Origin of the sequence: Kribbella ginsengisoli (assembly GCF_039537185.1) — a bacterium.
Lineage (GTDB): Bacteria > Actinomycetota > Actinomycetes > Propionibacteriales > Kribbellaceae > Kribbella > Kribbella koreensis.
On sequence record NZ_BAABAA010000004.1, the window covers coordinates 44,316 to 70,418 of the forward strand.

Annotated in this window: 26 protein-coding genes; 7 read left to right on the top strand and 19 right to left on the bottom strand. The window is 68.4% G+C overall.

Features of this window, described 5'->3' with window-relative positions:
• Window positions 1-2: 2 nt before the first annotated feature.
• Genes ABD768_RS16625 through ABD768_RS16640 form a run of 4 tightly spaced genes read right to left on the bottom strand, consistent with a single transcriptional unit; the run spans window position 3 to window position 5,030 of the window.
• The gene (locus ABD768_RS16625; protein ID WP_344841477.1) at window positions 3-1,043 is read right to left on the bottom strand and encodes a DUF2332 domain-containing protein; all 1,041 of its coding nucleotides are present in this window, start codon (window positions 1,041-1,043) and stop codon (window positions 3-5) included.
• A 10-nt stretch (window positions 1,044-1,053) separates the two neighbouring features.
• Window positions 1,054-3,315, bottom strand: a complete 2,262-nt coding sequence (locus tag ABD768_RS16630) for a [protein-PII] uridylyltransferase (RefSeq protein WP_344841479.1) — start codon at window positions 3,313-3,315, stop codon at window positions 1,054-1,056.
• On the bottom strand, window positions 3,316-3,654 hold the full coding sequence (locus tag ABD768_RS16635) for a P-II family nitrogen regulator (protein ID WP_325036050.1): 339 nt from the start codon (window positions 3,652-3,654) through the stop codon (window positions 3,316-3,318). It lies immediately after the preceding gene.
• The gene (locus tag ABD768_RS16640) at window positions 3,651-5,030 is read right to left on the bottom strand and encodes an ammonium transporter (protein ID WP_425552027.1); all 1,380 of its coding nucleotides are present in this window, start codon (window positions 5,028-5,030) and stop codon (window positions 3,651-3,653) included. The genes ABD768_RS16635 and ABD768_RS16640 overlap by 4 nt, the downstream gene beginning before the upstream one ends.
• Window positions 5,031-5,246: 216 nt before the next feature.
• On the opposite strand from ABD768_RS16640, the gene ABD768_RS16645 reads away from it, so the two are divergent.
• Window positions 5,247-5,846, top strand: coding sequence for a TetR/AcrR family transcriptional regulator (locus ABD768_RS16645; RefSeq protein ID WP_343963453.1), 600 nt, complete (start codon window positions 5,247-5,249; stop codon window positions 5,844-5,846).
• A 9-nt stretch (window positions 5,847-5,855) separates the two neighbouring features.
• Here the strand turns inward: ABD768_RS16645 and ABD768_RS16650 are convergent, their stop codons facing one another.
• Genes ABD768_RS16650 through ABD768_RS16660 form a run of 3 tightly spaced genes read right to left on the bottom strand, consistent with a single transcriptional unit; the run spans window position 5,856 to window position 8,766 of the window.
• Window positions 5,856-7,106 (bottom strand): TolB-like translocation protein, encoded by a 1,251-nt coding sequence (locus ABD768_RS16650; protein ID WP_343963455.1) that lies wholly within the window; start codon window positions 7,104-7,106, stop codon window positions 5,856-5,858.
• Window positions 7,103-7,564, bottom strand: coding sequence for a sigma factor-like helix-turn-helix DNA-binding protein (locus ABD768_RS16655; RefSeq protein ID WP_343963457.1), 462 nt, complete (start codon window positions 7,562-7,564; stop codon window positions 7,103-7,105). The genes ABD768_RS16650 and ABD768_RS16655 overlap by 4 nt, the downstream gene beginning before the upstream one ends.
• A 14-nt stretch (window positions 7,565-7,578) precedes the next feature.
• Window positions 7,579-8,766 carry an MFS transporter gene (locus ABD768_RS16660; protein WP_344841482.1) on the bottom strand — a complete coding sequence of 396 codons (1,188 nt, stop codon included), beginning with the start codon at window positions 8,764-8,766 and terminating at the stop codon, window positions 7,579-7,581.
• A 38-nt stretch (window positions 8,767-8,804) separates the two neighbouring features.
• Between ABD768_RS16660 and ABD768_RS16665 the strand changes: the two genes are divergently transcribed.
• Window positions 8,805-9,368, top strand: a complete 564-nt coding sequence (locus tag ABD768_RS16665; protein ID WP_344841484.1) for a CGNR zinc finger domain-containing protein — start codon at window positions 8,805-8,807, stop codon at window positions 9,366-9,368.
• Here the strand turns inward: ABD768_RS16665 and ABD768_RS16670 are convergent.
• On the bottom strand, window positions 9,355-10,326 hold the full coding sequence (locus ABD768_RS16670) for an NAD(P)/FAD-dependent oxidoreductase (protein ID WP_344841486.1): 972 nt from the start codon (window positions 10,324-10,326) through the stop codon (window positions 9,355-9,357). The two genes, ABD768_RS16665 and ABD768_RS16670, sit on opposite strands and share 14 nt — an antisense overlap.
• 84 nt (window positions 10,327-10,410) lie before the next feature.
• Here ABD768_RS16670 and ABD768_RS16675 point away from each other — a divergent pair, with 84 nt between their 5' ends.
• Window positions 10,411-10,989 carry a helix-turn-helix domain-containing protein gene (locus ABD768_RS16675; protein WP_343963466.1) on the top strand — a complete coding sequence of 193 codons (579 nt, stop codon included), beginning with the start codon at window positions 10,411-10,413 and terminating at the stop codon, window positions 10,987-10,989.
• Between the two features lie 46 nt (window positions 10,990-11,035).
• Window positions 11,036-12,019: an asparaginase gene (locus tag ABD768_RS16680; RefSeq protein WP_343963468.1), complete on the top strand. Its 984-nt coding sequence runs from the start codon at window positions 11,036-11,038 to the stop codon at window positions 12,017-12,019.
• On the opposite strand, the gene ABD768_RS16685 is transcribed toward ABD768_RS16680, so the two are convergent.
• Entirely contained in the window at window positions 11,991-13,208 is a 1,218-nt protein-coding gene (locus ABD768_RS16685; protein WP_344841489.1) for an RNA polymerase sigma factor, read from the bottom strand. The genes ABD768_RS16680 and ABD768_RS16685 overlap by 29 nt on opposite strands.
• Before the next feature lie 24 nt (window positions 13,209-13,232).
• Here ABD768_RS16685 and ABD768_RS16690 point away from each other — a divergent pair, with 24 nt between their 5' ends.
• Complete coding sequence (locus ABD768_RS16690; protein ID WP_344841491.1) at window positions 13,233-13,982, top strand: class I SAM-dependent methyltransferase; 750 nt, start codon at window positions 13,233-13,235, stop codon at window positions 13,980-13,982.
• Here ABD768_RS16690 and ftsY read toward each other — a convergent pair.
• The 5 genes from ftsY to ABD768_RS16715 are packed head-to-tail and all read right to left on the bottom strand — an operon-like array spanning window position 13,979 to window position 20,940.
• A complete protein-coding gene (gene ftsY, locus ABD768_RS16695; protein ID WP_344841493.1) occupies window positions 13,979-15,172 on the bottom strand; it encodes a signal recognition particle-docking protein FtsY in 1,194 nt (397 codons plus the stop codon). The genes ABD768_RS16690 and ftsY overlap by 4 nt on opposite strands.
• Before the next feature lie 31 nt (window positions 15,173-15,203).
• Window positions 15,204-16,862 carry a thiol reductant ABC exporter subunit CydC gene (gene cydC / locus ABD768_RS16700; RefSeq protein ID WP_344841496.1) on the bottom strand — a complete coding sequence of 553 codons (1,659 nt, stop codon included), beginning with the start codon at window positions 16,860-16,862 and terminating at the stop codon, window positions 15,204-15,206.
• Entirely contained in the window at window positions 16,859-18,517 is a 1,659-nt protein-coding gene (cydD, locus tag ABD768_RS16705) for a thiol reductant ABC exporter subunit CydD (RefSeq protein WP_344841498.1), read from the bottom strand. Before cydD ends, cydC begins: the two co-directional genes overlap by 4 nt.
• On the bottom strand, window positions 18,514-19,512 hold the full coding sequence (cydB, locus tag ABD768_RS16710; RefSeq protein ID WP_343963483.1) for a cytochrome d ubiquinol oxidase subunit II: 999 nt from the start codon (window positions 19,510-19,512) through the stop codon (window positions 18,514-18,516). Before cydB ends, cydD begins: the two co-directional genes overlap by 4 nt.
• Before the next feature lie 12 nt (window positions 19,513-19,524).
• Window positions 19,525-20,940 (bottom strand): cytochrome ubiquinol oxidase subunit I, encoded by a 1,416-nt coding sequence (locus ABD768_RS16715; RefSeq protein ID WP_343963485.1) that lies wholly within the window; start codon window positions 20,938-20,940, stop codon window positions 19,525-19,527.
• Between the two features lie 81 nt (window positions 20,941-21,021).
• Here ABD768_RS16715 and ABD768_RS16720 point away from each other — a divergent pair, with 81 nt between their 5' ends.
• Window positions 21,022-21,408 (top strand): BlaI/MecI/CopY family transcriptional regulator, encoded by a 387-nt coding sequence (locus ABD768_RS16720; protein ID WP_344841501.1) that lies wholly within the window; start codon window positions 21,022-21,024, stop codon window positions 21,406-21,408.
• The gene (locus tag ABD768_RS16725; protein ID WP_344841503.1) at window positions 21,405-22,310 is read left to right on the top strand and encodes a M56 family metallopeptidase; all 906 of its coding nucleotides are present in this window, start codon (window positions 21,405-21,407) and stop codon (window positions 22,308-22,310) included. Before ABD768_RS16720 ends, ABD768_RS16725 begins: the two co-directional genes overlap by 4 nt.
• Here ABD768_RS16725 and ABD768_RS16730 read toward each other — a convergent pair.
• The 5 genes from ABD768_RS16730 to ABD768_RS16750 all read right to left on the bottom strand — a co-directional run bounded on the left by ABD768_RS16730 (window position 22,303) and on the right by ABD768_RS16750 (window position 26,032).
• Window positions 22,303-22,845: a dihydrofolate reductase family protein gene (locus tag ABD768_RS16730; RefSeq protein WP_344841505.1), complete on the bottom strand. Its 543-nt coding sequence runs from the start codon at window positions 22,843-22,845 to the stop codon at window positions 22,303-22,305. The genes ABD768_RS16725 and ABD768_RS16730 overlap by 8 nt on opposite strands.
• Window positions 22,846-23,011: 166 nt before the next feature.
• Entirely contained in the window at window positions 23,012-24,115 is a 1,104-nt protein-coding gene (locus ABD768_RS16735) for a threonine aldolase family protein (RefSeq protein WP_344841507.1), read from the bottom strand.
• A 32-nt stretch (window positions 24,116-24,147) separates the two neighbouring features.
• A complete protein-coding gene (locus ABD768_RS16740; protein WP_343963495.1) occupies window positions 24,148-24,870 on the bottom strand; it encodes an anti-sigma factor family protein in 723 nt (240 codons plus the stop codon).
• Window positions 24,867-25,400: a sigma-70 family RNA polymerase sigma factor gene (locus ABD768_RS16745; RefSeq protein ID WP_343963497.1), complete on the bottom strand. Its 534-nt coding sequence runs from the start codon at window positions 25,398-25,400 to the stop codon at window positions 24,867-24,869. Before ABD768_RS16745 ends, ABD768_RS16740 begins: the two co-directional genes overlap by 4 nt.
• A gap of 116 nt (window positions 25,401-25,516) precedes the next feature.
• Complete coding sequence (locus ABD768_RS16750) at window positions 25,517-26,032, bottom strand: COG4315 family predicted lipoprotein (RefSeq protein WP_344841509.1); 516 nt, start codon at window positions 26,030-26,032, stop codon at window positions 25,517-25,519.
• Window positions 26,033-26,103: the final 71 nt, after the last annotated feature.

Genomic DNA, 26,103 nt, shown 5'->3' on the forward strand with positions numbered 1-26,103 from the left:
TCTCATTCCCACTGGACCGGCAGGCCGTGGGCGCCCGAACTGCCCAGGACCTGTCGCGAACCGCCCGGCCAGGTCTCGAGCACAATCAGGAACTCGACCTCCGAGTCAGGCGTACGCCGGTCGTGCTCGAGCCGTAGATGCGCGAGCGGCGCCGTCGAGGTCGCCCGCTCCCCCAGCGCGTCGATCAAGCCGAGCGCCTCCGCCTGCTCGTCGGGCTTCAGGTAGAACCACATGACCGAGTGCCAGATGACCGTGACATGCCCCTCGGACAGCTCTACGTTGCGCAGGAACGACACCGCGTCCTCCCGCCGTACGTCGGCCGGCACCGACCGGGCGATCGCCAACGCACCCCGCAGCCGCTCCAACCGCTCCGCCTGATCCGGCCACACATAGGAGGTCAGCGTGAGCGCACCGCCCGAGCTCAACGCATCCACGGGCGCAACGTCGCTCCCGACCCGCTCCGCGATCCGCAAACCCGGCGCGGGCACCAATGACCGCCCCGACCACGCATCCTCGAACACCACCGGGCTGTCCGCCGGCCCGAAGCTCTCCCCGTCCGCCAGGTAGCGGTAGTGGTCTGCCCGCAGGTTGAGCCCCGCACTGGACCCGATCTCCAGCAACCGCACCGGCAAGGGCATGTCCTCAAGCAGCCGGAGCAGCCCACCGTAGAGAGCGATAGACCGGCCTACCTCGTTGGTCTGCGGCACCTGTGAAAGCAGACTGCGCAGCTCCGGCACCCGCGCCGACAGCAGCTGCTCGAACGCCTCCCAGCCGAGCACCGGGTCCCACTCGCCCCCGACGCTCGGATAGAACACGGCAAGCTCGGGAGCCTCCCCTGTCAGCACCATGCGATGCACCGCACCCAGCAGAGGCAGCGCGACCACATAGTCCTGTGGCAGGTCCTCGCAACCGGCCAGGATCCGGCTGGAGACACCACCGAGCTCATAGTCGTCCACGACCCGCCGGAGCAGATCGGCGTACATGGGCGAGCCGAGCTCTTCGAACTGCTCGATCTGACGCTGGAAGTTCGCTACGAGGTCCACCTGGACGAGACTAGAAGCTCAAGCGATCCAACACCGACTTGGCGGTCGTACGCGCGTCCTCGTCCTCCAGTGGCGAGCCATCCCGGTCGGTCAGGTAGAACACGTCCACACACTCCGCACCGAGCGTGCTCACGTGGGCCGACCTCACGTCCGCCCCTGTCGAGGCAATGGCCGCAGCGACGTCGTAGAGCAGCCCCGGCCGGTCATGCGCCCGCACCTGCAGCACAGTCGCCGTCTCCGATGCCTCTGGCAACAAGTCGACTCGCGACGCGGCACTCTTGCCCCGCGATGCGTCGCGCGCGGCCAACCGGCGTACGAGATCGCTGTCGTCGCGTAGTGCCACCGCAAGCCGGTCGCGCAGCCGCACTGGGTCAGGTGCCGCCCCAGCCACCGACCACTGTGAGATCCCCATCCCGTCAACCGACGTGACCACCGCAGACCGTACTGCGAGACGCTCCACTGCAAGCACCCCCGCCACAGTCGCCAAGGTCCCCACCTGGTCGGGTACGGCCACGTTGACGCGAACATCGCCCCGATGCTCCGACACCGTCACACCCAGCCGCCCCACTCCGACCACCTGGTGCAACTCGGGCACTGGGATCGGCGGAGCGTCCGTCCACAACCCGGCCCCTCCCCCGGACAACTCACCACGCACGCGCCGGGCCAACTCGCCCACCAACCGCATCCGCCACGGCGAGGCGGCCGCCGGGCCGGCAGCGCGCGCATCGGCGTACGTGAGAGCTTCCAGCAGGTCCAGCGTCTCGGTGTCGCCCACGATGCCCGCGACGAGCTCCACAGTCATCGGGTCGTCCAGATCGCGTCGAGTAGCCACCTGCGCCAACACCAAGTGCTGCCGGACAAGCAGTGTGATCGTGTCGACGTCCGCCTCGGCAAACCCCAATCGGCGAGCGACAGTAGTGGCAATGACGGCCCCGGTGACGCTGTGGTCGCCCTCAACTGCTTTGCCGAGGTCATGCACCAACGCGGCGATCAGCAACAGGTCAGGGCGCCGTACGTCCCGGACCATCTTCGAAGCCTCGACACAGGTCTCCAGCAAGTGCCGGTCAACCGTGTAGCGGTGCACTGCCGACTGCGGCGGCCGGAAGCGAACCAGGTCCCACTCGGGGAAGATCCGCGTGATGTACCCAGCCTGGTCCAGCGCCTCCCAGACCTCCAGGAGACCCGATCCGGCTCCGATCAGCGCACAGAGCAGGCGCCGAGCCTCAGCAGGCCAGGGCTCCGGCAACAGCGCAGCAGTGTTCGCCAGCCGAGCACAGACGGCCGGGGACAGTACAAGGTCTCTATCCGCAGCCACAGCCGCAGCACGCAGTCCGAGCGCCGCATCCCGTTCAGGACGGGCATCCGGCATCAGGACGACCTCGCCCTCGTGCTGGCCGACTCCCTCGTCCAGTGCCAACAGCAACGGTCCACCACTACGGCCACGGCGCCGTGATCGAGGCGGACGGGCCATCAGGCTCTCGATCCGCCGCCACGACACGTCACACACGTGCGCCAGCGTCCTGCCGGTCGAATAGATGTGCCGCAGCAGTGCGTCGCGATCCGGCAGCCCAAGCCCGGCAGCGACCTCACCGGCCACATCGGCGACCACCCGGTCAGTTGCCCGGCCGGCGACGGTATGCAGCTCGTCCCGGATGTTCAGCAGGTCCAGCCGGGCCCGCTCGACCACCGGATGCGGTACGTCGATAAGCCACGACGCAACCAATGCGCGCAGCACGACCGCGTCCCGCAGCCCGCCGTACGCTTCCTTCAAGTCAGGCTCGGCGAGGTGGGCGAGCTCCCCCACCGTGTTGGCCCGGTCCCGGCACGCCTCCGCCAGCCCGGGCAGCCGCGTCTTCGCCGTACGACGCCAATCGGCCATCAACAGCGACCGGAGCTGCAGTGTGAGGTGTGAGTCGCCCGCGACATGCCTGGCGTCCAGCAGCCCCAGCGCGACACGTACGTCGTCCGCCGCGGCCGCCTGCGCCTCCCCCAGAGTCCGGACGCTGTGGTCCAGCTTGGTCCGCGAGTCCCACAGCGGGTACCAGATCTGGGCGGCCAGTTCGTCGATCCGCGGGTATCCCTCGGTGTGCAGCAGCATCACGTCGAGATCGCTGTACGGGGAGAGCTCCTCCCGGCCGTAGCCGCCGACCGCGACCAGGGCGACGCCCTCGGCAGGAGTGCCGAGGGCGTCGCATGCCTTGGAGAGGAGCAGGTACAGCAGCGCGTCGGCCTCTTCGGCACGCGCGCGCCGCTGTGCTGCTCGATCCACCATCTAGAGGGCGTCTCCGTCCAGCTCACCGGTACGGACCCGGACGATCGTCTCGACCGGGGTCACCCAGACCTTGCCGTCACCGATCTTGCCGGTCTGCGCGGCCTTCACGATCACGTCCACCACGTCGGCGCCGTCACCGTCCTCGACGACCACCTCGAGCCGGACCTTCGGGACCAGGTCCACCTCGTACTCCGCGCCGCGGTAGACCTCGGTGTGGCCCTTCTGCCGGCCGTAGCCGCTCGCCTCGGTGACCGTCATGCCGGTCACCCCGAACGTCTCCAGCGCGGCCCGGACGTCTTCCAGCTTGTGCGGCTTGACCACCGCGGTGATCAGCTTCATACCTTCGCACCTTCCTTCTCAGCGGTGTCGGTCTCAACCTCGGCGGCCGCCGGACGGGCGATCGCGCTGTGCCCCCGCAGCCCGGAACCCGCGGCCAGGAAGTCGTACGCCGTCTCCGCGTGCTCGGCCTGGTCGACACCGGCGACCTCGTCGTCCTCGCTGAGCCGGAAGCCGATCGTCTTGTCGATCACCTTGCCGAGGATGAACGCCACCGTGAACGAGTAGACACCCACGACCACGTTGGCCAGCGCCTGCTTGCCCAGCTGGCTCACGCCACCACCGTAGAACAGGCCGTTCACCGCGGACGGCGCGGCCGCGCTGCCCAGGAAGCCGATCGCCAGCGAGCCGAACAGACCGCCGACCAGGTGCACGCCGACCACGTCGAGCGAGTCGTCGAAGCCCAGCTTGTACTTGAGCGAGACCGCGAAGGCGCAGATGGCGCCGGCGAGCACACCGAGGATGATCGCGCCGACCGGGGTGACCGCACCACAGGACGGGGTGATCGCCACCAGACCAGCCACAGCACCGGACGCCATCCCCAGAGTGGTCGCCTTGCCGTGCCGGATCCGCTCAACGATCAGCCAGCCGATCACGGCGGCGGCCGTGGCGACCTGCGTGTTGACGAACGTGATCGCCGCGGTGGAGCCGGCGCTCAGGGCGGAGCCGGCGTTGAAGCCGAACCAGCCGAACCACAGCAGACCGGCGCCGAGAATGACCAGCGGGAGGCTGTGCGGACGCATCGGGTCCTTGCGCCACCCCACCCGGCGCCCGAGCACGATGGCCAGCGCCAGGGCTGCCGCACCGGCGTTCACGTGGACCGCGGTACCACCGGCGAAGTCGATCGCCTTCAGCTTGTCGCCGATCCAGCCGCCGGCCCCGTCGTCGAGGAACCAGACGGAGTGCGCGACCGGGAAGTACACCAGGGTGGTCCAGCCCGCGACGAACACGATCCAGCCACGGAAGGTGGCCCGGTCCGCGATGGCGCCCGAGATCAGCGCCGGGGTGATGATCGCGAACATCAGCTGGAAGGCCACGAACGCGAGCGTCGGAATCGTGCCGCTGACCGCGTCCGGCGCGAGCAGGCCCTTCAGGCCCACCGCCGAGAAGTCACCGATCACATGCCCGGAGTCACCGGCGAACGTCAGCGAGTAGCCGACCACCACCCACAAGATGGTGACGACCGCGATGGTGATGGCACTCATCATCATCATGTTCAGCACGCTCTTGACGCGCACCATGCCGCCGTAGAAGAAAGCCAGGCCCGGTGTCATCAAGAACACCAGGGCGGCACTGACCAAGACCCAGGCGGTATCGCCGGCGTTGATCTCCATCAACGTCATCCCTTCCATCGATCTGGGGGTGGCCCGCGTCCTCATTCGGGGAGCTCCACAACGCCGGGAAGCCCGCGCACGGCCACACCGCAAACGGTGTCGGCGCGCCGTTTCAGCCGATCGATCCTGATGTTTCGGGGATGTGACAAAGGCGTGCGTTAAGTGACATCGAGATGACATCGGCCCGGTTGTGGCACTCTGGCCTGACCACACGGCCCGCAGCCGCGCCACTGCGACCGTCCGAAGCTGGGGAAGTACGAAATGGGGATCAACAGCGGGGAGAGGCCACGTCGAGGCAGGCCGCGGGACCCGGACGCCGAACCGAGGATCCGCCGGTACGCCGTGCAGCTGCTGCTCGAGCGTGGATTCGACGGGATGACCGTCGACGACGTGGCCGAGGCGGCCGGCGTCGGCAAGGCAACGATCTACCGGCGGTGGGCGAGCAAGGAGCTCCTCGCCAACGACGCGATGGCACAGCTGTTCGACATCGAGATCCCGGATGCCGACACCGGGTCGATCGCGGGTGACCTGCGCCAGGTCTACCGCGACGCGCTGATGTTCGTGAACACCAAGGAAGGCGTCGCGCTGATCAGGCTCGCCATCACCGAGATGAACCGCGACGAGCAGTTCACCGCGTTCTACCGCGGCTTCCTGCAGCGCCGGATCGCCTTGACGGCGGCGGCGCTGGAGCGGGCCCGGCAGCGCGGTGAGCGGATCCGGGCCGGTGCAGACCCGGTCCTGATGGTGCAGTGGCTGGCCGGCGTCCTGATCCTGCGGGCGATGACCGGCGAGCCGATGCCTGCCGTCGAGGACGCCGATCACCTGGTGGAGATGACGATGAGGTCGATCGTGGACGGCTAGCGGGGAAGGTCAGCCTCGGATGCCTGGTCCGAGGGCGAGACCGTCGACGTCGAGTTCGGTGACCCGGCGGACCTTGCCGGTCTGCAGGTTCCATGCCAGCAGCCAGTCAGTGACCTGGAACAAGGCCGTCTTGTTGTCGTACCAGCCGAGCAGGAAGCAGCAGCCCGGCTCACGGATCCGGTCCGGGCTGGTCCTGCCAGGGGTCGGTGTCGCGGCCGGGGTCTCGCCCAGTACGAGCAACCGGTCGTCGCGCGGCTCCAGTGTCGAGATCGCCGCCAGCACCTGGGCAGCGGATGCGACCGTCGGCACCTGCGGCAGCTGGGTCGCGACGAACATCCGCGCGACCATGTTGCCTCCAGCAAACGTTTGACCGACCCACCGGTCCACCGGCAGCCCTGGGCTGCTGACCTCGACCCAGCCGTTGTTCCCCGCGTACTGGCGCAGCGCCACCTGCCCAGCCGCCCCGTCCAACCGGTACGGCGCGGTCGCGTCCTCCGCGTCGTTGCTCACGGCAACGCCTCCGACGGCCGGCTGCTTGGTCGTCTGCAGGTCCACATCCAGCTGGTACGCCGTACCGGGTCCGCTGACCAGCAGGCGCGTGCTGTTCGCCAGCCAGGACACACTGCGGACGTCCTCCGCGGGTAGCGCGATCAGCCGTGCGTCCGAGGTACTGGCGTCGATCACGTACACCCCGCTGGGTTGCGGGAACGCGACCAGCTTGCCGTCCGGTGCGATCGAGCCGGAGCTCAGCGGCTGCCCGGTGACGATCGGCCGCAACTCCCGGGCGGCCCGGGCCCAATGGCCTTCAGCACTGAGGAAAAGCGGCACATAGCCGCCCCCTTGCCGTGCGAGCGTCACCGCTGCGATCCGGTCCATCGGGTTGGTCTTGAGGTCTCCGGCGTTGTCCGGCAACTGCAGCAGCTCGCCCAGCGGCGTGGTGACCCGGTCGAGGAAGCGTTCGCTGCCGGCGGGCGGCGCGTTCCAGTAGGTGATGCCCGAGATCTGGCCGGCCGGCGGCACATAGCCGGGCGGGGTCGGCGTGGTGTCGGGTGGCGTGAACGCGCTCTTGCCGCCACCCAGCGTCATCACGAGCACGCCGACGACAACCACCAACAGCAAGGCGATCAGCCCGGCGATGATGCTGCGCCGCTGGCGACGGCGGTGGGCGAGTCCTGCTGCCCAGGCCGCGTCGGCCAGCTCAGGTTCGGGGAGCCGGTCGGAGGCCCGCCGCAGCATGAAGGGCACCTCCTCGCGCTTCACCGCGGTTCCCTTCCGGTGACGTCGCGCCAGTCCGGCGTACCGAGCTCTAGCCGGAAGCGGCTGATAGCGGTCATCCCCGTCGCGTGCACGGCCGAGCTGGACATCTTCAGTGCTTCGGCCACTTCGAACTCGGTGAGCTCCTCCAGGTGCAGGAGCACCAGTACTGCGCGCTGCTGCGGGGTGAGAGCACCCAATGCGACCTTGACCGGGTCCTCTTCGTCCTCGAAGGCCTTGACGCTCCGGGAGAACCGCGACATGGCCGCGTCGTACAGGTACCCGAGCACGAAGGCATCCGGGTCGTCGACCTTCCCCCACCGCAACGACAGCCGGGTGAAGGCATGCAGCAGCTGCTCCTCGGCCCGCTCGAGCTCGCCGTACACCAGGTACGCAGCACGGAGCCATCTACCTTGCCGCGCATCGACGTACGCGGCGAACTCTGGGTCGACTGTGTCGCGCATCCACCCTCCCTAGATCATTCAATACCCAAAAGAGGGGGTTGTGACCGCACGAGCCGCCGGAGCTTTGGCTGGAGGGTTGCGAGGATGCAGGCCGCGACTCCGCAGCCGATCCATAAACCGGTCGGGCCCACTACTGAGAGGAGTTGAGTGCCGATCAGTGGGGCTACTGCGGTGGCTACTCCCCAGCTCAGGCCGTAGGTAGCCAGGTAGCGGCCTCGGGCATGCTCCGGAGCCAGCTCGGCGACTACTGAGAGGGCCCGGCCGATCAGTATCAGGTCCCCCAGACTCCAGACGACAGCAGCCGCTACGAACGCGGGGAGGCTGTGCGAGAAGCCGTTGGCGATGAGGCCGGCTCCTAGCAAGACGTAGCCGAGGGTCAGCGCTTGGAAGTTGTCGAGCGCTTGCAGTCGGCTGCCTCGGAGTACTGGCTGTACTGCGACCTGCGCGATCGCCGAGACCGCCAGGATGATCCCGACGCCCGATGCCGAGACGCCCCGGTCGAGCAGGGTGAGAGGTAGCCCGAACACCAGCACCATGGCGAGTACTGCGAAGACAGTGCCCGACCCCATCACCCACAGCAGCCGCCGATCCCGCCAGACCGCCGCAGCCGCCGGCGCCACCTGCACTCCGCCCGGCAGCGCCACGGCCACCAGCACTGCACAAGCCAGACAGCTGGCCGCATCTGCGACGAACAGCCACCGCAGGTCCCACTGCCCCAACCAGGCGGCCAGCAGCCCGGCCACCACAGCCGCCACGGCCATCACCGCGCCCAGCAACCCGTACGCCGCCGGCCGGTCCACCGGCTCCGTCACGTCCGCGATGATCGCCTGGCTCGGCGGCTCGTAGATCTCGAAGGCCAATCCCAACACCACCACCGCAGGCACCGCGGACCACAAGCTCCCCGACGCCGCGATCCAGACCTGCCCCACCGCGCACCCGACCAGCCCGGCGACGATCGTCCACCGCCGCCCCAGCCGATCAGCTAGGTGACCGCCGAACACCCTGGACGGCAAGGTCGCCAACCCGAAGACCGTGAGCACCAGGCCGGCCTGGGCGACACTCGCCCCGAGCTCCACTGTCAGCACCACCGCCAGGAACGGCAGCGTGAACGCCCCGAGCCGATTCACTCCGCGGGCGATCACCAGCACCCAGACAGCCGTCGGCAACCTCTGGTGACTAGCAAAGCCGGTATGGTTGGTCACGACATCGGACCCTACGAAACTTCGGAGTGACTGGTCAAGTGAACTTCGATAGTCACATCCTCAACACGCTGACCGCTGCCGTGGCACTGGTCAACCGACTCACACCCGGCCAGTCCGGGGGTGCCCCCTTCGCAGTCCCCGCAGATCTCGCCGGGGCAACGGCAGATGCCCTCGGCGACGACGGCCGGCGCAGGCCGGCGGTATCCGCCGCCGATGCCGAGCAGCTGACGGCAGTAGCCGTCAGGATGCGGGTGATCTTCGAGGCCTCACATGGCGGCGACACCGATCGCGCCGCTCAGGAGGTCAACGCGCTGCTTCTCGACACGAACGCCCGGCCCCAACTGGACCGCTCCGGCGCCCCCGGATGGAGCCTGCACTTCCACGGCGCCGACGACACCCTGGCGAACGGCTGGGCGGCTGGCTGCGCAGCCGGACTGGCCATGGCTCTTGGCAGCGACCTCGCCGGCCGGCTCGGAGTCTGCTCCGCGCCGGCCTGCGATCGCGTGTTCGTCGATGCCTCCCGCAACAGCGCGCGGCGATTCTGCTCACCCCAGTGCCAGAGCCGGGTGAAGGCAGCCGCGCACCGGGCTAGACAGAAGTAGCGACTGCGTTGCGGTAGAGCTCCACTGCCTGGCGGGTGTCCTCCGCGATCAGGTCACCGTTGATGGCAGCACCCGCCATCAGGCCGGCGGCCGCCGAGGTGACGACCTGACCCATCGGGTCAGTCACGTTGCCGGCCACCCAGACGCCGGGGACATCAGTGGCGCCCGTGGGGTCTGCATCGACAGCAGTGCCGACCACTACTCCCCGACCCTCGCGTGCAGACGTCTTGAGGCCCAGGCCGGTCAGGAAGTCGGCACGCGCCTCCAGCCGGGTCTGGACGGCCAGCGCTTGGCGTGGGATCACTCGGCCGCCTTCCAGACGTACCCCGGTGAGCTTGTCATCGGTCACCTCGAGTGAGGTGACTTTCCCTTGCACCACGGAGATCCCGCGGGCAGCGAACTCCTCCCACTGCTCCTCCGTGGGCTCCAGCACGTCATTGAGGAACAGCGTCACGTCATCACTCAGTTGCCGGAACATCAGCGTCTGATGCCCGGCCATCGGATTGGTAGCCAGTACGCCGATCGCCTGGTCGCGCACCTCCCACCCGTGACAGTACGGGCAGTGCAACACGTCCCGCCCGAACCGCTCAGCCAGCCCGGCCACCTCGGGCAGTACGTCCGCCACCCCGGTAGTGACCAGCAACCGCCGGGCCTCCACCGCCTCCCGCCCAGCCAGCTCCACTACGAACCCGTACTCCGAACCGCCCCGCCGCACGCCCGTGACCGTGTCGATCACGACCTCCCCGCCGTACCCGGCGACCTCGGCGCGCCCGATCGAGTAGAGCTCGGCAGGCGGCACCCCATCCCGGCTCAGGTAGTTGTGCACGTGCTCCGCCGGGGCATTGCGGGGTGTGCCGTTGTCGACCACCAGCACCGACCTGCGCGACCGGACCAGCGCCAGCGCGCCACTCAGCCCAGCGGCTCCCCCGCCGATCACCACCACGTCGTACCGCTTCACGATGTACTCCTTCGTCTTCGATCTCCTGCTCCGACCCTCCGCCGCAGTGTCGAGAATGACAAACTTCTTTGCCAGAATGGCAAGATGGAACCTGATCTCGGCGACGTCCTCGAAGCGGTCGGCCCCCGCCTGCGCGCTCTGCGGCTCGAGCGCGACACGACGCTCACCCAGCTGTCCGAGACGACCGGCATCTCGGTCAGCACGCTGTCCCGGCTGGAGTCCGGCCAGCGCAAGCCGACACTCGAACTGCTGCTGCCACTCGCCCGCGCCCACCAGGTCCAGCTGGACGAGCTGGTCGACGCCCCACCGACCGGCGACCCGCGCGTGCACGCCAAGGCCTTCAAGCGCAACGGCGCGACGATGATCCCGCTGTCGCGTCGGCCGGGAGGCCTGCAGGCGTTCAAACAGATCGTCCCGGCCGGCTGGAACGGCAACGACGTCGAGCAGCGGGTGCACGAGGGCTACGACTGGCTCTACGTGCTGTCAGGCCAGATCCGGTTGGTGCTCGGCGACAACGACTTCATCCTGCGAGAGGGCGAGGTGGCCGAGTTCGACACCCGCGTCCCGCACTGGTTCGGCAACCCCGGACCAGGCCCTGCCGAGATGCTCTGCCTGTACGGCCCGCAAGGCGAGCGGATGCACGTCCGCGCCCGCTCCAAATAGGTAGTACTCTTCCGCGGTCGTCACTCCGATGAGAGGACCCACGTCAGTGAGCGTTGCGTTGTTCACCCTCGGCGGCACCATCTCGATGGCCGGGCGGACGCCCGACGGCGTGGCCCGATTGACCGGTGCCGACCTGACCGAGGCAGTACCCGGCCTGGCCGGGCTGCCGGTGCCCTTGGAGATCCAGGACATCGAGGCGGTACCGAGCGCCAACCTCACCCTCGCCAAGATGCTCGACGTCGTCGACGCGGCCTCGAAGGCGATCAGCAACGGCGCCACCGGCGTCGTCGTGACGCAGGGGTCGGACACCTTGGAGGAGACGGCCTTCCTGGTCGACCAGGTCTGGCCGCACTCGCAGCCGTTCGTGCTGACCGGTGCCATGCGCAACCCGACTCTTGCCGGCCCTGACGGCCCGGCGAACCTCCTGGCCGCTGCCCGGGTCGCCTGCTCCCCCGCTGCGCGCGACCTGGGAGCACTGGTCGTCTTCAACGATCAGATCCATGCAGCACGGTGGGTACGCAAGACGCACAGCACCAGTACTGCGACGTTCGCGTCCCCCAACGCAGGACCCATCGGCCAGCTCGTCGAGGGGCAGGTGCGCATCCTGACGCGGCCTGGCCGACAGGACGGAGTACCAGGTCGCGCTGAGCCTGCTGATCTCGATGCGGCGCAGGTGGCGCTCTACACCGTCACGCTGGACGATGACGGCGTACTGCTCAAGGGGCTGGCCGATACGCACCAGGGCTTGGTCGTTGCGGCGTACGGCGTTGGTCATGTCCCAGCTGCGTTGGCGCCGGTGCTCGGCGAGCTGGCGGAGCGCATCCCCGTCGTGCTGACGTCCCGCACCGGCGGTGGGTCAGTACTGCGCAACACCTACAGCTCACCCGGCTCCGAGTCGGACCTGTTGGCCCGCGGCCTCATCGACGGCGGTTTCCTCGACCCCTACAAGGCACGGGTGCTGCTGCGGTTGCTGCTGGCAACAGGTGAGGGACAGGACGAGATCATCGGCGCTTTCGCGCAGCATCACTGACCTGCGCCGCCTTGGTGGTCAGGTAGTTCTGCTCCGGGGTGCTGGTGGTCCGCCGGGCCGCCGCGGTGAAGTGGGTCGCGGCGGTCTCGTACTCCCCGAGCATCTCGTACAGGTGCCCCCGTACTGCGTCCAGCCGGTAGTGCCCGTCCAGCTTGACGTCCAGCGGGCGCAGCAGCTCCAGCCCTGCCTCCGGGCCGGACACCATCGCCTGGGCGACCGCACGGTTCAGCGTGACCATCGGGTTGCCCGACAGGTCCTCGAGCAGTCCGTAGAGCCCGAGGATCTGCGGCCAGTCTGTGTCCTCCGGCCGGGCCGCCTCGTCATGCAGGGCAGCGATCGCAGCCTGCAGCTGGTACTCCCCCAGTGGCGGCTGGTTGAACGCCTCCACCGCCAGCGTGACCCCTTCGTCGATGAACTCCTTGTTCCACAACGTCCGGTCCTGCTCGGTCAACGGGATCAGCTCGCCCGCCGTGCCGGTCCGGGCCAGCCGCCGGGCGTCGTTGAGCAGCATGAGCGCCAGCAGGGCGGTGACCTGGGCACTGTCGGGCAGTAGCTGATGCACCATCCGAGTGAGCCGGATCGCCTCGCCGGACAGGTCAGTGCGGTGGAGGTCAGCGCCGCTACTCGTGGTGTAGCCCTCGTTGAACACCAGGTAGAGCACGTGCAGCACCTGCGCCAGACGCTCCTCGTCCTGCGACAGCTCGAACGGCAGCCCCTTGAGCTTCTGCTTCGCCCGGCTGATCCGCTGCGCCATCGTTGCCTCAGGCACCAAGTACGCGGTCGCGATCTCCGCCGTCGTCAGGCCGCCGACCGCGCGCAGCGTCAGCGCGATCGCGGAGGCCGCGGTGAGCGCCGGATGGCAGCACAGGAACAGCAACCGCAGCGTGTCGTCGTGCTCCTCGACCTCTTCGGCCGGCACCTCCCGGTGCGCCGCCAGCTCCTCGCGCTTGCGCCGCGCCTGCTCCTGCCGGATCTCGTCGATGAACCGCCGCGACGCCGCCTGGATCAACCACCCGCGCGGATTGTCCGGTACCCCGTCCTGCGGCCAGGTCCGGGCCGCTGCGATTAGCGCCTCCTGCACGGCGTCCTCAGCCGCGGTGAAGTCCCCGGTACGCCGTACCACCGCGCCGAGCACCTGCGGCGTCAGCTCCCGCAACAGGTCCTCGAGTCTGGTCTCCTGGGCAGTCATCTCTCTCCGGATATGCTCGCGGGCATGGCTGGGGACAAGGTACGCGCATTGACGTTCGGCGAGGTCGCTGAAGAGTACGACCGAGTGCGGCCAGGCTATCCAGCAGAGCTGTTCGAGGACGTCCTCGGTTACTCCTCGCCGGCCACGGCACTGGAGATCGGGGCCGGCACCGGCAAGGCGACCCGCGTGTTCGCGTCCCGCGGCCTGCACGTCATCGCCCTGGAACCGGACCCCGGCATGGCCCTCGTGCTGCGGCAGCACGTGGCTGAGCTGCCGGTGACGATCGCCATGGGTTCGCTGGAGTCGTACGAGCCGGAGAAGCCGGTCGATCTCGTTTACAGCGCGCAGGCGTTCCATTGGACGGACCCGGAGACCCGTTGGACCCGCACCGCGGCGGCCCTGCGCCCCGGCGGTTCACTGGCGCTCTTCTGGAACATCGAGAGGCTGGTCGACTCAGAGTTACGCCGGCAGACCGAGACGATCCTGAGCGAGTACGAGTTGAAGTCGCCCGGCGAGTGGCCTGAGTCGGACCAGCCGGAGCCACACGCGGAGATGGTGGAGCTATCCGAGTTCAGCGAGCTCAGGCAGGAGCTCTACCGGTGGGAGCGCACCCTGGCGACGGCTGACTACCTGGCACACCTGGGCACCCAGTCGGCGTACCTGATGCTGGAGGACGAGGAGCGCGACGAACTGCTCGACCGCCTGCGCGCAGTACTGCCTGAGCCGGTCACCCTGGAGATGGCGACCATCCTGTACCTCGCCAAGCGGGTCTAGTCGAGGAGGGCGTCGACGAACTGTTCGGCGTCGAAGGGGGCCAGGTCGTCGGCACCTTCGCCGAGGCCGACCAGCTTGACCGGGACACCGAGCTCACGCTGGACGGCGATCACGATGCCGCCCTTCGCCGTACCGTCCAGCTTGGTCAGCACCAGGCCAGTCACGTTGATCACCTCGGCGAACACCCGCGCCTGGGTCAGCCCGTTCTGCCCGGTGGTGGCGTCGATGACGAGCAGCACCTCGTCCACCTCGGCGGTCTTCTCGATCACCCGCTTGACCTTGCCCAGCTCGTCCATCAGGCCGGTCTTGGTGTGCAGGCGACCGGCAGTGTCGATCAGGACGACGTCGGCGTGCTCCTCGATGCCTTGCTTGACCGCGTCGAACGCGATGCTGGCCGGGTCGCCGCCCTCGGGTCCACGGACCGTACGGGCGCCTACGCGCTCGCCCCAGGTCTGCAGCTGGTCGGCGGCCGCTGCGCGGAACGTGTCAGCCGCGCCTAGTACGACGTGCTTGTCCTCGGCGATCAGCACCCGGGCGAGCCGGCCGACCGTGGTGGTCTTGCCGGTGCCGTTGACGCCGACCATCAGGACGACGGCAGGCTGGTCGTCCGTGCGGTCGACCTTCAGCGAGCGGTCGAGGGTCGGGTCGACGAGCGCGATCAGCTCCTCGCGCAGGATGGTTCGGGCCTGGTCGGCGGTGACGCCCTCGACGCGGACGCGGGTGCGAAGCTTCTCGACCAGCTCCTGGGTCGGTGCGACGCCGACGTCGGCGGTGATCAGGGTGGTCTCGATGTCCTCCCACGCCTCGTCGTCCAGCTTGTCGCGGGACAGCAGCGCGAGCAGGCCCTTGCCCAGCGAGCCCTGGGACCGGGCCAGCCGCGCACGGAGCCGGACGAGCCGGCCCTGCGCTGACTCGGGCTTTTCCAGCGTCCCGGTCGCTGCCCCGGTGGTGGGCTCAGGCAGCTCGGTGTCTTCCAGCGTGCGGGTCGGCGTGTCCCGTGGCTCCTCGGCGTCGTCACCGACCTTGGGCTCGGTCAGCTCCGGGGCCGGCTGTGCGGCGGGCAGTTCCGCCTGGCGGCGCCTGGAGACGACCAGACCGGCCGTACCGGCGACCAGGACGACGGCGATCACGGCGATGATCGCGATCAGGGCCTGGTCGGTGAGCAGGGTGACTAGCTGAGGGGTCGACACGATCACCCATCTTCGCAGACGCACGGACCGATCACGGGAGCGCCAGCACAGGTTGCGTTGCGTGAGGAGCCAGTTCCGGACGGTGGGTCAGCAAGATGACGGTCCGTTGGCCTGCTGCGGCGTACAGGTCGTGGAGCAGTCTGCGGGCCGTCTCCTCGTCCAGGTGCTCGGTGGGCTCGTCCAGGACCAGTACGTCGTGGTTGGCGAGCATCAGCCGGGCGAAGGCGAGTCGCTGTCGCTCGCCGCCGGACAGTCTCGCCCCGTGCTCTCCGACCATGGTGTCGAGGCCGTCGGGGAGGCTGGAGACGAATTCGCCCAGGCGGGCCTGGTAGAGGGCCCGCCAGAGTCGGAGGTCGCTGGCGCCGGGCTGGGCGAGCAGGAGGTTCTCGCGGATGCTCGTGTCGAACACGTGGCTCTCCTGGGTCAGGAGGCCGATCGTCTCCCGCACGTCGTCGCCTCTGAGGTCGGTGAGGCTGACGCCGCCCAGTGCTACCTCACCTTTCGTGGGCTCGAGGAAGCGGAGCAGTACGGAGGCCAGGGTGCTCTTGCCGGAGCCACTCGGGCCGGTCACCACTACTCGGCTCCCGGCGGCGACGGTTAGCGCGACGTCTCGTAGTACGGGGTGGTCGTCGTATCCGGCGTCCAGGTGGCTGATGACGAGGTCGCGGCCCACCGGTAGCCCGGACGGAGCGCTGGGCTCCGTGACCGGGGTAGGGGTGTTGAGGAGGTCCTGCACTCTCACCAGCGAGGCCTTGACCCGAGTAGCGATCTGGGCCGTCGCCGGGATGCCGCCAAGCGCGTCCGCAAGAGCCAGTGGAGTCAGTACAAGCACCGCGAACACCGGCCCCGAGATGTCGGCCCGGCTGCCCAGTACCAGTCCCGCAATGCTCGCCCCGCCGACACACAGCACCAGCAACGCATTCCCCAGCCCCGCACTCCAAGCGGACCGCCGCTCCGCCGCCGCAAGCCGCGCATCCGCCGCCTCGAACTCGGCCAGTACTACCTCAGTCGCGTTGAAAGCCACCACGTCCGCAGCCGTCAGCAACGTCTCAGTCGCCCCAGCCGCAACCTCTCCCCTGTCCGCCGCGATCGCCTGCTCAGCCCGCCGAGCACTACGAGCCGTCACCCAAGGCACCACCAGGCATGCAACCGCCACAGCAACACCCACCGCCGCCCCCGCCACCGGCAGCAACACCACCAACAACCCCACCGTCACCGCAGCGGTCACCGCCGCCACCAACACCGGCAACACCACCCGCAACCACAGGTCCAGCACCGCATCCACATCAAGCACCAACCGAGCCAGCAAGTCCCCCCGACGCACAGCCCCAAGCCCAGCCGGCGCCACCTCCTCCAACCGCCCAGTCATCCGAGCCCGGGTAACCCCCAACACCCGATAGGCCGCATCGTGCGCCGCCAACCGCTCCACATACCGAAAGAAACCCCGCCCCACCCCAAACGCCCGCACAGCCACAATCGCCACCAGCAACACCAGCACCGGAGGCTGAGCCGCCGCCTCCGTAATCAACCACGCAGAGGTAGCCAACAACCCCACAGCCGCCCCAGAAGCCAACACCCCAGCCCCCACAGCCAACCCAAGCCGCCACCGAGCCCCCCGCTCGGGCTTCACCAACCCCACCAAGCTCACTCCCCCACCACCCCGCCACATCCGCTCCGCCAGGCCGCTCATCCCGCCACCCCCGCACGTGATCTGAGGCTCGGCCGAAGGCCGAGCGAGGTCTGGCCTACCTCGACCACCCGATCGGCGGCAGCGAGGAGGGCTGGTCTGTGAGCGACCAGTAGGACTGTGCGACCTGAGCGGCGCAGATGGCTGACTACCTCCGCCTCAGCTTCGGCGTCCAGCCCTGCGGTGGGCTCATCCAGCAACAGGACTGGGGCTTCTGTGACGAGCGCTCTGGCGAGGGCTACCCGGCGGCGCTGGCCGCCCGAGAGTAGTTGGCCGGATTCGCCTACCTGTTGGGTTGGAGCCAGTTCGGCGGCACCTGCGTCGGCTAGTGCGCGTAGTACGTCAGCATCTGTGGCGTCGGGGCGGCCTAGGCGGATGTTGTCGGCGATGGTGCCGGTGCGGAGACCAGGTCGCTGCGGCACCCAAGCGAACTGGCGACGCCAGTGCTCGGGGGTGAACTCGTCGGCGGCGCTACCACCCGCGATGACCATCCCGCGCTCGGGTAGTACGAAGCCAAGCACCGCGGCAAGGACAGTCGACTTGCCGGCGCCACTTGGGCCGGCCAGAGCGACCACCTCGCCTGGCCAGAGGTCCAGGTCGAAGCCATCCAGAGCAGGTTCGTCTCGCCCCGGATACCGCACGGTGACGTCGTGCAGGTGCAGTGGAGTCACCCGCAAGTCCGGTACGTCGGTACGCTCGCCCCTCTCCGGCAGCGGCGTCTCCAGCACCCGGAACACCTCTTCGCTCGCCGCCACCCCATCCGCGCTCGCATGGAAGTGCGCACCCACCTGCCGCAAAGGCAGGTAGGCCTCCGGCGCCAGGATCAGCACCAGCAACGCCGTCTCCAGCCCGAGCTTCCCGTCGATCAGCCGCAGCCCGACACCGACCGCGACGAGCGCCACCGAGATGCTCGCGAGCAGTTCCAGTACGAACGACGACAGGAACGCCAGCCGCAGACTCTTCATCGACGCCACCCGATGCCGGTCCGTCACCTCCCGGACTGCCCGCACCTGCCCCTTCGCCCGCCCGAACAGCTTCAGCGTCGGCAACCCGGCAACAACGTCAGAGAAGTGATGAGCCAATACGGCGAGCGCATGCTGCCGCCGACGACTATGCGCCTGCGTAGCCCACCCAACCAACGCCATGAACACCGGAATGAGCGGCAACGTCACCACCACCGTCCCGGCCGCGATCAGGTCGCCAGTAGCCATCCACCCGACCACTCCGGCCGGCACCGTCGCGGCAAGCACCAACTGCGGGAGGTAGCGCGCGAAGTACGGATCCAGATCGTCCAGACCCTTGGTGAGCAAGGTGGTCAGCGCGCTGCTCCGCTCACCGCTCAACCAAGCCGGCCCCAGCTTCAGCGAGTGTTCCAGCACCTGCCGCCGCAGCGTCGACTTCACCGCAGCCGCCGCCCGCTGAGCCACCACCTCCTGCACCCACACCAGCACCGCCCGGGCGACCACCACCCCCACCAACAACCACGCAACCCGCCCGACCCCGTCGCCCCGCAGCACCACTCCCGCGATCGCATGAGCCAACAACACCGCCTGCACCACGATGAAGAAGCCGGTAGCCACCCCGATTACCACCGACCCGACCAAGAACACCCGAGCAGCCTTGGCCCGCCGCAACAACCGCGGATCCAACGGCTTCACGACACCACGACCGGCTCGACCGTGACCCGCTTCTTGAACACCCAGTAGGTCCACCCCTGATACAGCATCACCAACGGCAGGAAGATCGCCGCGATCACCGTCAAAACCTTCAACGTGTACGGCGTAGAACTGGCATTCGTCACCGTCAGACTCCACGCCGGATCAAGCGTCGAGGGCATCACGTTCGGGAACAAAGCCACGAAGAGTGAGACAACCCCCAAGGCCACGGCGACGGCTGTCCCCAGGAAGGCCCATCCCTCCCGCGCGAGCCGGTTGGCAACCAAGCCGGCGACCAGAGCGGCGGCTGCCAGCGCAGCGACCACCACCGACGCCCCGGTGCCGTACTGCAAATGCGCCCAAGCCAGGAAGCCCACCACCAACACCGCCGCTGCCAGCCCCGTCGCCGCCGCAAACCGGTTCGCGCGCTCTCGTAGGTCGCCGGTGGTTTTCAGGGACAGGAAGATCGCGCCGTGGGCTACGAAGAGGGCGGTGAAGGCCACGCCGCCTAGTAGGGCGAAGGGGTTGAGGAGCGTGCCCAGGTTGCCGACGAACTCGTGGGAGGCGTCCAGGGGCAGGCCCCGGACGAGGTTCGCGAACGCGATGCCCCACAGCAGCGGCAGCACCAACGAGCTGACCGCGATGATCGTGTCCATCCGGCTTCGCCACACCAAGTCGTCTCGTTTGCCGCGGTACTCCAACGCGACCCCGCGCAGGATGAGAGCGACCAGGATGAAGAACAGCGGTAGGTAGAAGGCGCTGAAGAGGGTCGCGTACCACTCGGGGAACGCCGCGAACGTCATCGCGCCGGCGACGATCAGCCAGACCTCGTTGCCGTCCCAGACCGGCCCGATCGTGGTGATCACCGCGCGCCGCTCCGGCTCGTCGCGGCCGAGCACCCGCAACAGGATGCCCACCCCGAAGTCGAAGCCCTCGAGGACGAAGTACCCGATCCAGAGACCCGCGATGACGAGGAACCAGAGCGTCGTGAGTTCCATGAAGACCAACCCCTAGTACGCGAAGGAGAGCGGTTTGGCGGCATCGTCCGGCGCATCATCGGGTGGATCACCCGGCAGCGGCGACGCACCGGCCAGCCCGGCCCGGATCGACTTGAGCATCAGCTTCACCTCGACCACAGCCAGTACGCCGTACAGCGCGGTGAACCCGATCAGCGAGATCAGCACCTCCGACATCGTCGTCCCCGGCGACACCCCGGCCGATGTCGGCAGCAACCCGAACACCAGCCATGGCTGCCGGCCCGTCTCGGTGAACACCCACCCGAAGACATTCGCCAGCAACGGCAGCAGTGGCAACGGCACCGCCAGCCAGAGCAGCAGCCGATGCGGCGCCCGGCCCTTCCGAGTTGCCCAGAGCAACAAGACGGCCAGCCCGGCCGCGGTCATCCCGACCCCGATCATCAGCCGGAAGGTCCAGTACGTGAGCGGCACGTTCGGCTTGTACGAGCCCGGCCCGTACAGCTTCTCGTAGGACTCCTGCAGATTGTTGATGCCCTTGACCTCACCGTCGAAGTGCCCGGTGGCGAGGAAGGAGAGCAGATACGGAACCTTGACCGAGTAAATTTCGCGAGAGCCATCCAAAGTTCCCACGGTAAAGATCGAGAACGAGGCAGGTTTCTCCGACTCGTAGAGCGCCTCGGCCGCGGCCATCTTCATCGGCTGCACCTCGGTCATCACCTTGCCCTGCTGGTCACCACTCAGAGCGACCCCGGCGCCGGCCACGATCAGCATCACGGCACCGAGCCGCAGCGCAGTACGGAAGGCACCGGTATCGACGCCAGGCCGGCGGATCAGGTGCCACAGCGCCACCGCCGCGACGAACGCGCCGCCGACCATGAAGGCCGCGAAGATCGTGTGCGGGTAGGTGACGAGCACGACCTTGTTGGTCAGCACCGCCCCGATGTCGGTCAGCTCGGCGCGGCCGCGCTCGGCGTTGTACCGGAAGCCGACCGGGTTCTGCATCCACGAGTTGGCGGCCAGGATGAAGTACGCCGACAACTGGGTGCCGAGCACCACCATCCAGATGCAGGCCAGGTGTACCTTCTTCGGCAGCCGGTCCCAGCCGAAGATCCACAACCCGATGAAGGTCGACTCGAGGAAGAACGCGAGCAGCCCCTCGAGCGCCAGCGGCGCCCCGAAGACATCGCCGACGAACCGCGAGTAGTCGCTCCAGTTCATCCCGAACTGGAACTCCTGGACCAGCCCGGTGACGACCCCCATCGCGATGTTGATCAGGAACAACTTGCCGTAGAACTTGGTCAGCCGCAGGTACTTCTCCTTGCCGGTCCGGTACCACGCGGTCTGCAGGCCGGCCGTGACGGCGACCAGGGACAGCGTCACCGGGACGAAGAAGAAGTGGTAGACAGTGGTGATCGCGAACTGCCAGCGAGCCAGGTCGAGCGTGTCCATCGGAGCCCTCCCGGGCGATCTACGACGTTACGTAGTAGATGCTAGCGCAGATCTACTACAACGCGTAGTTATACTGGCCACATGTCCGCCGACGACAAGGCTCCCCGCCCCCTTGGAGACCTCGAGCGGCTGGTGATGGAGCAGCTCTGGGCCGCCGACGGCGCGCTCACCGTGCGCGAGGTGCACGAACGGCTGTCAGGGACCCGTGAGCTCGCCTACACCACCGTGATGACCGTGCTGGACCGGCTGGCGAAGAAGCGGCTGACCGAGCGCGAGCGCGACGGCAGGGCCTGGCGCTACAAGGCGGCCGCACCCCGGGAGGAACTGGCCGCCGACCTCATGCGAGACGCACTCGACCGGGCGGGTGACCGGCGCGAGGCCCTGGTCCGGTTCGTCGGACAGGTCAGTGATGAGGAGGCAGCGCTGCTTCGGGACGCGCTGGCCCGGCTGGAGGAGCGGGAGGGGTGACTGCCCCGTTCGTGCTTGCGGCGCTGGCCCTGGTACTGACCGGGCCGGTCCCGGCGTTCATGGCGCGCGCCGGTTGGCCATACCGGATCCCCCGGGCTGCGGTCGTTCTCTGGCAGGCGATCGCGCTAGCCGCAGTACTGGCTGCCTTCGGGGCTGGGATCGCACTGTCGTACTCGACGGCGGGCGAGCCTGGTGAGCCGCGGTTCGATCCGTCGTCCCCACGAGACCTCGCTGCGGCCCTGGTACTCGCTCTAACGGCCCTGGTCGGCATCCGGCTGCTCTGGGCGGTCGGACGCGTCGCTGTCGGCACCAGAGCGCGCAGGAAGCGTCACCGCGACCTGGTCGACGTACTGGCGACACCGGACGGGCTCATCCCGGGCCTGCGGGTCCTGGCCGAGGAGACGCCGCTGGCCTACTGCCTGCCGGCCCTACGAGGCGCCCGGGTCGTCGTATCGGTCGGCGCGCTCGACAGGCTCGACGACGGTGAGTTGCGGGCGGTACTGGCCCACGAGCAAGCGCACCTGCGGGCGCGACACGACCTCGTACTCGAGGCCTTCACCGCACTCCACATGGCGTTCCCCCGCTTCGTCCGGAGCGACGTAGCCCTGGACCAGGCACGCACGCTGGTCGAGTTGCTCGCAGACGACGACGCCCGCCGCCGCAACGGTCCCCTGCCGCTCGCCCGGGCACTGGTCGCTCTAGCGGGCTCCCCAGCACCAGAGGCCGGCCTAGCCGCCGCCAAGTCGTCGACCGTGCTCAGGGTGCAGCGACTGGCCGACCCAGCGCCGAACGCGACCCTGCTGTCGGTCGCCGCCTACACCACGGCCGCACTCCTACTGGTTGTCCCCACCTTCACCGTCGCAGCACCGATCGTGAAGGCCGTCGTCCACGCAGTCAGCTAGCTGCGTACCGAAGCAGGACACCGTTGGTCGCCCACGGCACAGCCTCGATCAGCTCCAGCGAGAACTGCCCACTGGGGAACACGCTCTTACCGCCGCCGAGCACCACAGGGCAGACCCGCAACTGGACCTCATCGACGAGTCCGGCCGTCAGCAAGCTGTGGAAGAGCGAGATGCTCCCCCACAACACGATGTCCTTCCCTTCCTCCGCCTTCAGCGCAGTGACGGCGGCCACGGCATCGGCGACGACCTCACCCGGCTCCCACTCGCCCCAAGGGGCGCTCGAGAGGGTCGACGAAGCGACCACCTTGCGCAGCCCGTTCAGCCGCGGTGCGAGCCGATCTGTTGCCGTCGGCCAGTAATCGACGAAGATCCGGTAGGTGGTCGCACCGAGCAGCATGGTGTCGACGCTCTCGAGCAGCGCCAGGTTGTCATCGTCGGTCTGGCCGGTGACGGTGGAGAAGAAGTCGAGCGAGTCGTCCGGCCCGGCGGCGTACCCGTCGAGCGTGACGAATTCCTGAAAGATGAGACGTCTCATCAGGCCAATCTAGAGGCCGATCTTCTTACCTTCACCTCGGGCGACCGCCAGCAGGACGAGTCCTGACAGGACCAGCAGGATGACCATGGTGAAAACGAACGTCAGCACTGAGCTACTTCTCCCCGTTGTGTTGCGATTCCCGAACCCTCACACCAGGTGGACGTCCCTACCCGCCGAGAAGTTCCCCGAAACCCTTACCGACTTCATCAATTCGCCACTGCAGAGTTCCAGGCGTCACGACGAGCTCGACCCAAGACCATCCCGGTACGTCGGCCGCCCGCCACGTATACGACAACGACTCCCGAGTCGCCTCCATCCGCAGCACTGCCGCCAGCTCCATCTCCGCAGCCGGCCGTGGCGCATAGACCCGGAACGAGTTCGTGTGCGGCGGCTCCGGGAACACCCGGAATCCCGTTCCCTGCAAGGCCTCCGCCAACTCGACAGCCCTCTGGTGGAGGTCACCCATCTGCGGCAGCACCGTCCGCAAACCCTCGCGCGCGGACACGGCGTACGGGAAGAGCGTGTAGACATTCCCACCGAGACGGCGCTGCCAGCGGCGTACCTCTGCGATCACGTCTTCGGGCCCGGCGAGCGCTGCTCCGCTCAAGCCACCCAGTCCCTTGTAGAAGGAGACATAGACGGTAGTGGCGAGTGCAGCGACCTCTGCCAGGCTGTGCTCCAGGTACGGCGTGCTCTCCCAGAGGCGAGCTCCATCCAAATGCAGTGGCACGCCACGCTCCGAGCAAGCCGCAGCGAACACCACCAGCTCGTCCCAGGTCGGCAGTACGAACCCACCGTCGCGCAGCGGCAGCTCCACCGTCACCGCAGCCAGCTTCCCCGGGATGGCGGCCAGCTCATCCGGCCGAGGCTGCCGCGGCTCCGACGTCATCCGCTCCATCCGGAGGTGGTGCACCTCCTCCAGCGCGTTCAACTCATGCAGCAGCAGATGGGACAACCCATGTACTGCGATACGCCGCGTCCCCGCCCGATCCGCGAACACCCGGAGCACGCTCTGCTGGGCGAGGATCCCACTCGGCAGGAAGACCGCAGCCGGCTTGCCGAGCAGCTCAGCAACCTCCTGCTCGAGCAACTCGACCTCGCCGCCGGTGCCGTACCCGTCCCGCTCATCCGAGGTCGCCACGTCCGCCAGCCCCCGCAGCGCGTCGGCGGGCGGGACCCGGCGGCCCGACAGCCAACGGGTGCACTCGGCGGCCGCTGCCTTGCGCCGCGCCTGGAGATCCTCGGATGCATCGGTGGTCGCGTAGTTCACGCTATCCATCCTCCCGGACGAGGCAACCGAATTCAGACCGGTGTGGTGGCTACGTGCTCGCCCTGGACGGTCTTGATCTCCACCGACTTCACCTGGTCGATCGGCACCAGCACGCCACCGCCGAAGCGGCTGCCTTCCTTGGCTGCCTTCTCCGAGATGACCCAGCTGCCGGCCACGTAGGTCTTGCCCGCCTTGTCGGTGACGAGCATCTCGCACTGGTCACCGGCCTTCAGGTTCGTGAGATTGACGTTGATCCAGCTCCAGCCGGCCCGCGGCTCGACAGTGGTCGCCATCTTCACCTTGGTGGCCGCATCGGTCACAGTGACCTGCTTGGAGCCGGCAGGCGTAGTACCGGCGACATCGTCGGTGTCTGCCGTCTGGCGCCCGATCAGTACGCCGCCACCCAGCGCTCCGGCCACCACTACGACCGCAGCAGCGACCAGTAGCCACGGGCCCCGCTTGCGTGACCCGCCAGCAGCATGCTCAGCGACGTGATGCCCAGGAGCTTCAGAGGCCTCGGAGGCGCGCACCTGGCGCAGCGTGCGCTGCAGCAGCAGGTCGCCGTCCTCCGGCGGGCCGTCCAGGAAAGCCTCAGGCGGTACCTCGCCGAGGAACTCCTTCATCTCCTCGAACCCGGCCAGCTCGTCGCGCGCCTCGGCACAGCCGGCCAGGTGCTCGTCGACCTCGCGGATCTCGTCCGGCTCCAGCCCGCCCAGCACGTAGGCGCCGAGCTGCGAGTGATCGTGCTCGCTCATCGGGCCACCTCCGCTTCCGGTCCTGCCATCACCGCGCGCAGTGCTCGGAGGGCGTAATACGATCTCGATTTCACGGTACCCGGCGGTACGCCCAGTTCCTTCGCGGCCTCCGTCACAGACCGGCCGCGGTAGTACAGCTGGACCAGTACTTCGCGATGCTCCGGCGACACCTGGTCGAGGGCGTCCATCACCACCATGGTGTTCACCACCGACTCGGAGTGATCACCCTCCACCGGCGGCCGGTCCTCGACCTCGGCCACCTCGGCGGGCCGGACAGCCCGCGCCCTGGCCCGATCGGTGACCAGGTTGCGCGCCACTGTCAGCAGCCAGCCCCGCACCGACCCCTTGCCGTCCAGCAGGTCGTCAGCGTGCTTCCACGCCCGGACCAGAGTCTCCTGTACGACGTCCTCCGCGGCTGCCCGATCACCGGTCAGCCGGGTCGCGTAAGCCAGCAGGCTGCGGCCGTGTTCGGCGTACAGCGTGCGGATCAGCGCCTCGGCCGTCTCCGGACGGCGGTCCGTGTCGCCCACCGCTGTCCTCCCGGCCTCGATCGACTTGGTCGATCGTACGATAGGGGATCGCGCCGCAGGACCCCATGCGGGGCCCTGCAGTACGCAGCAGTCGGCGGTGGCCATCGTGGTGGAGGTCAGTAGCCGTAGCCCGCGCCGGAGTCCGACGAGGCCTGCGTGGTGATCTTCTTGCCGTCCGCGCCGACGACCCACCAGGTACCACCGAAGGCCTGGCCCTTGGCCTCTCCGGCCTTGGAGTCCTTGGCGTACTCGTACACCGGGTGCCCGGCCAGCGTGACCTGCTTGCTGCCATCGCTGCGCGCTACGGTCCCGACCAGGGAGGCGTCCACGCCGTCGACCTGCGGAGTACCGGACCCGGCCAGCACCGGCGGCCACAGCGCCGCGCAGCCGCCGTCGCAGTTCGACTTCGACGGGTCGGCGGTGTCGTTGTCGAACACGTACAGCGTCCGGCCGGTGCCGTCGACGACGACCTTGCCGAAGTCGCCGACGTCGGCGGTGGCCAGCTTGGCCGCCGCGCCTGCACTGGACGCGTTGTTCGGAGCCGCCGCGGGCTTGTCGTAGCCGCCACCGCACGCGGTGAGGGCGGACAGTCCGAGGACCGTCGTTCCGACGACGATGGCAAAGCGCTTCATGATCCTGCTCCCTTGGATTGTGTGTCTGTTCGACACCATCCACACGGACAGGTGCGCCAACCGGTTCAGCC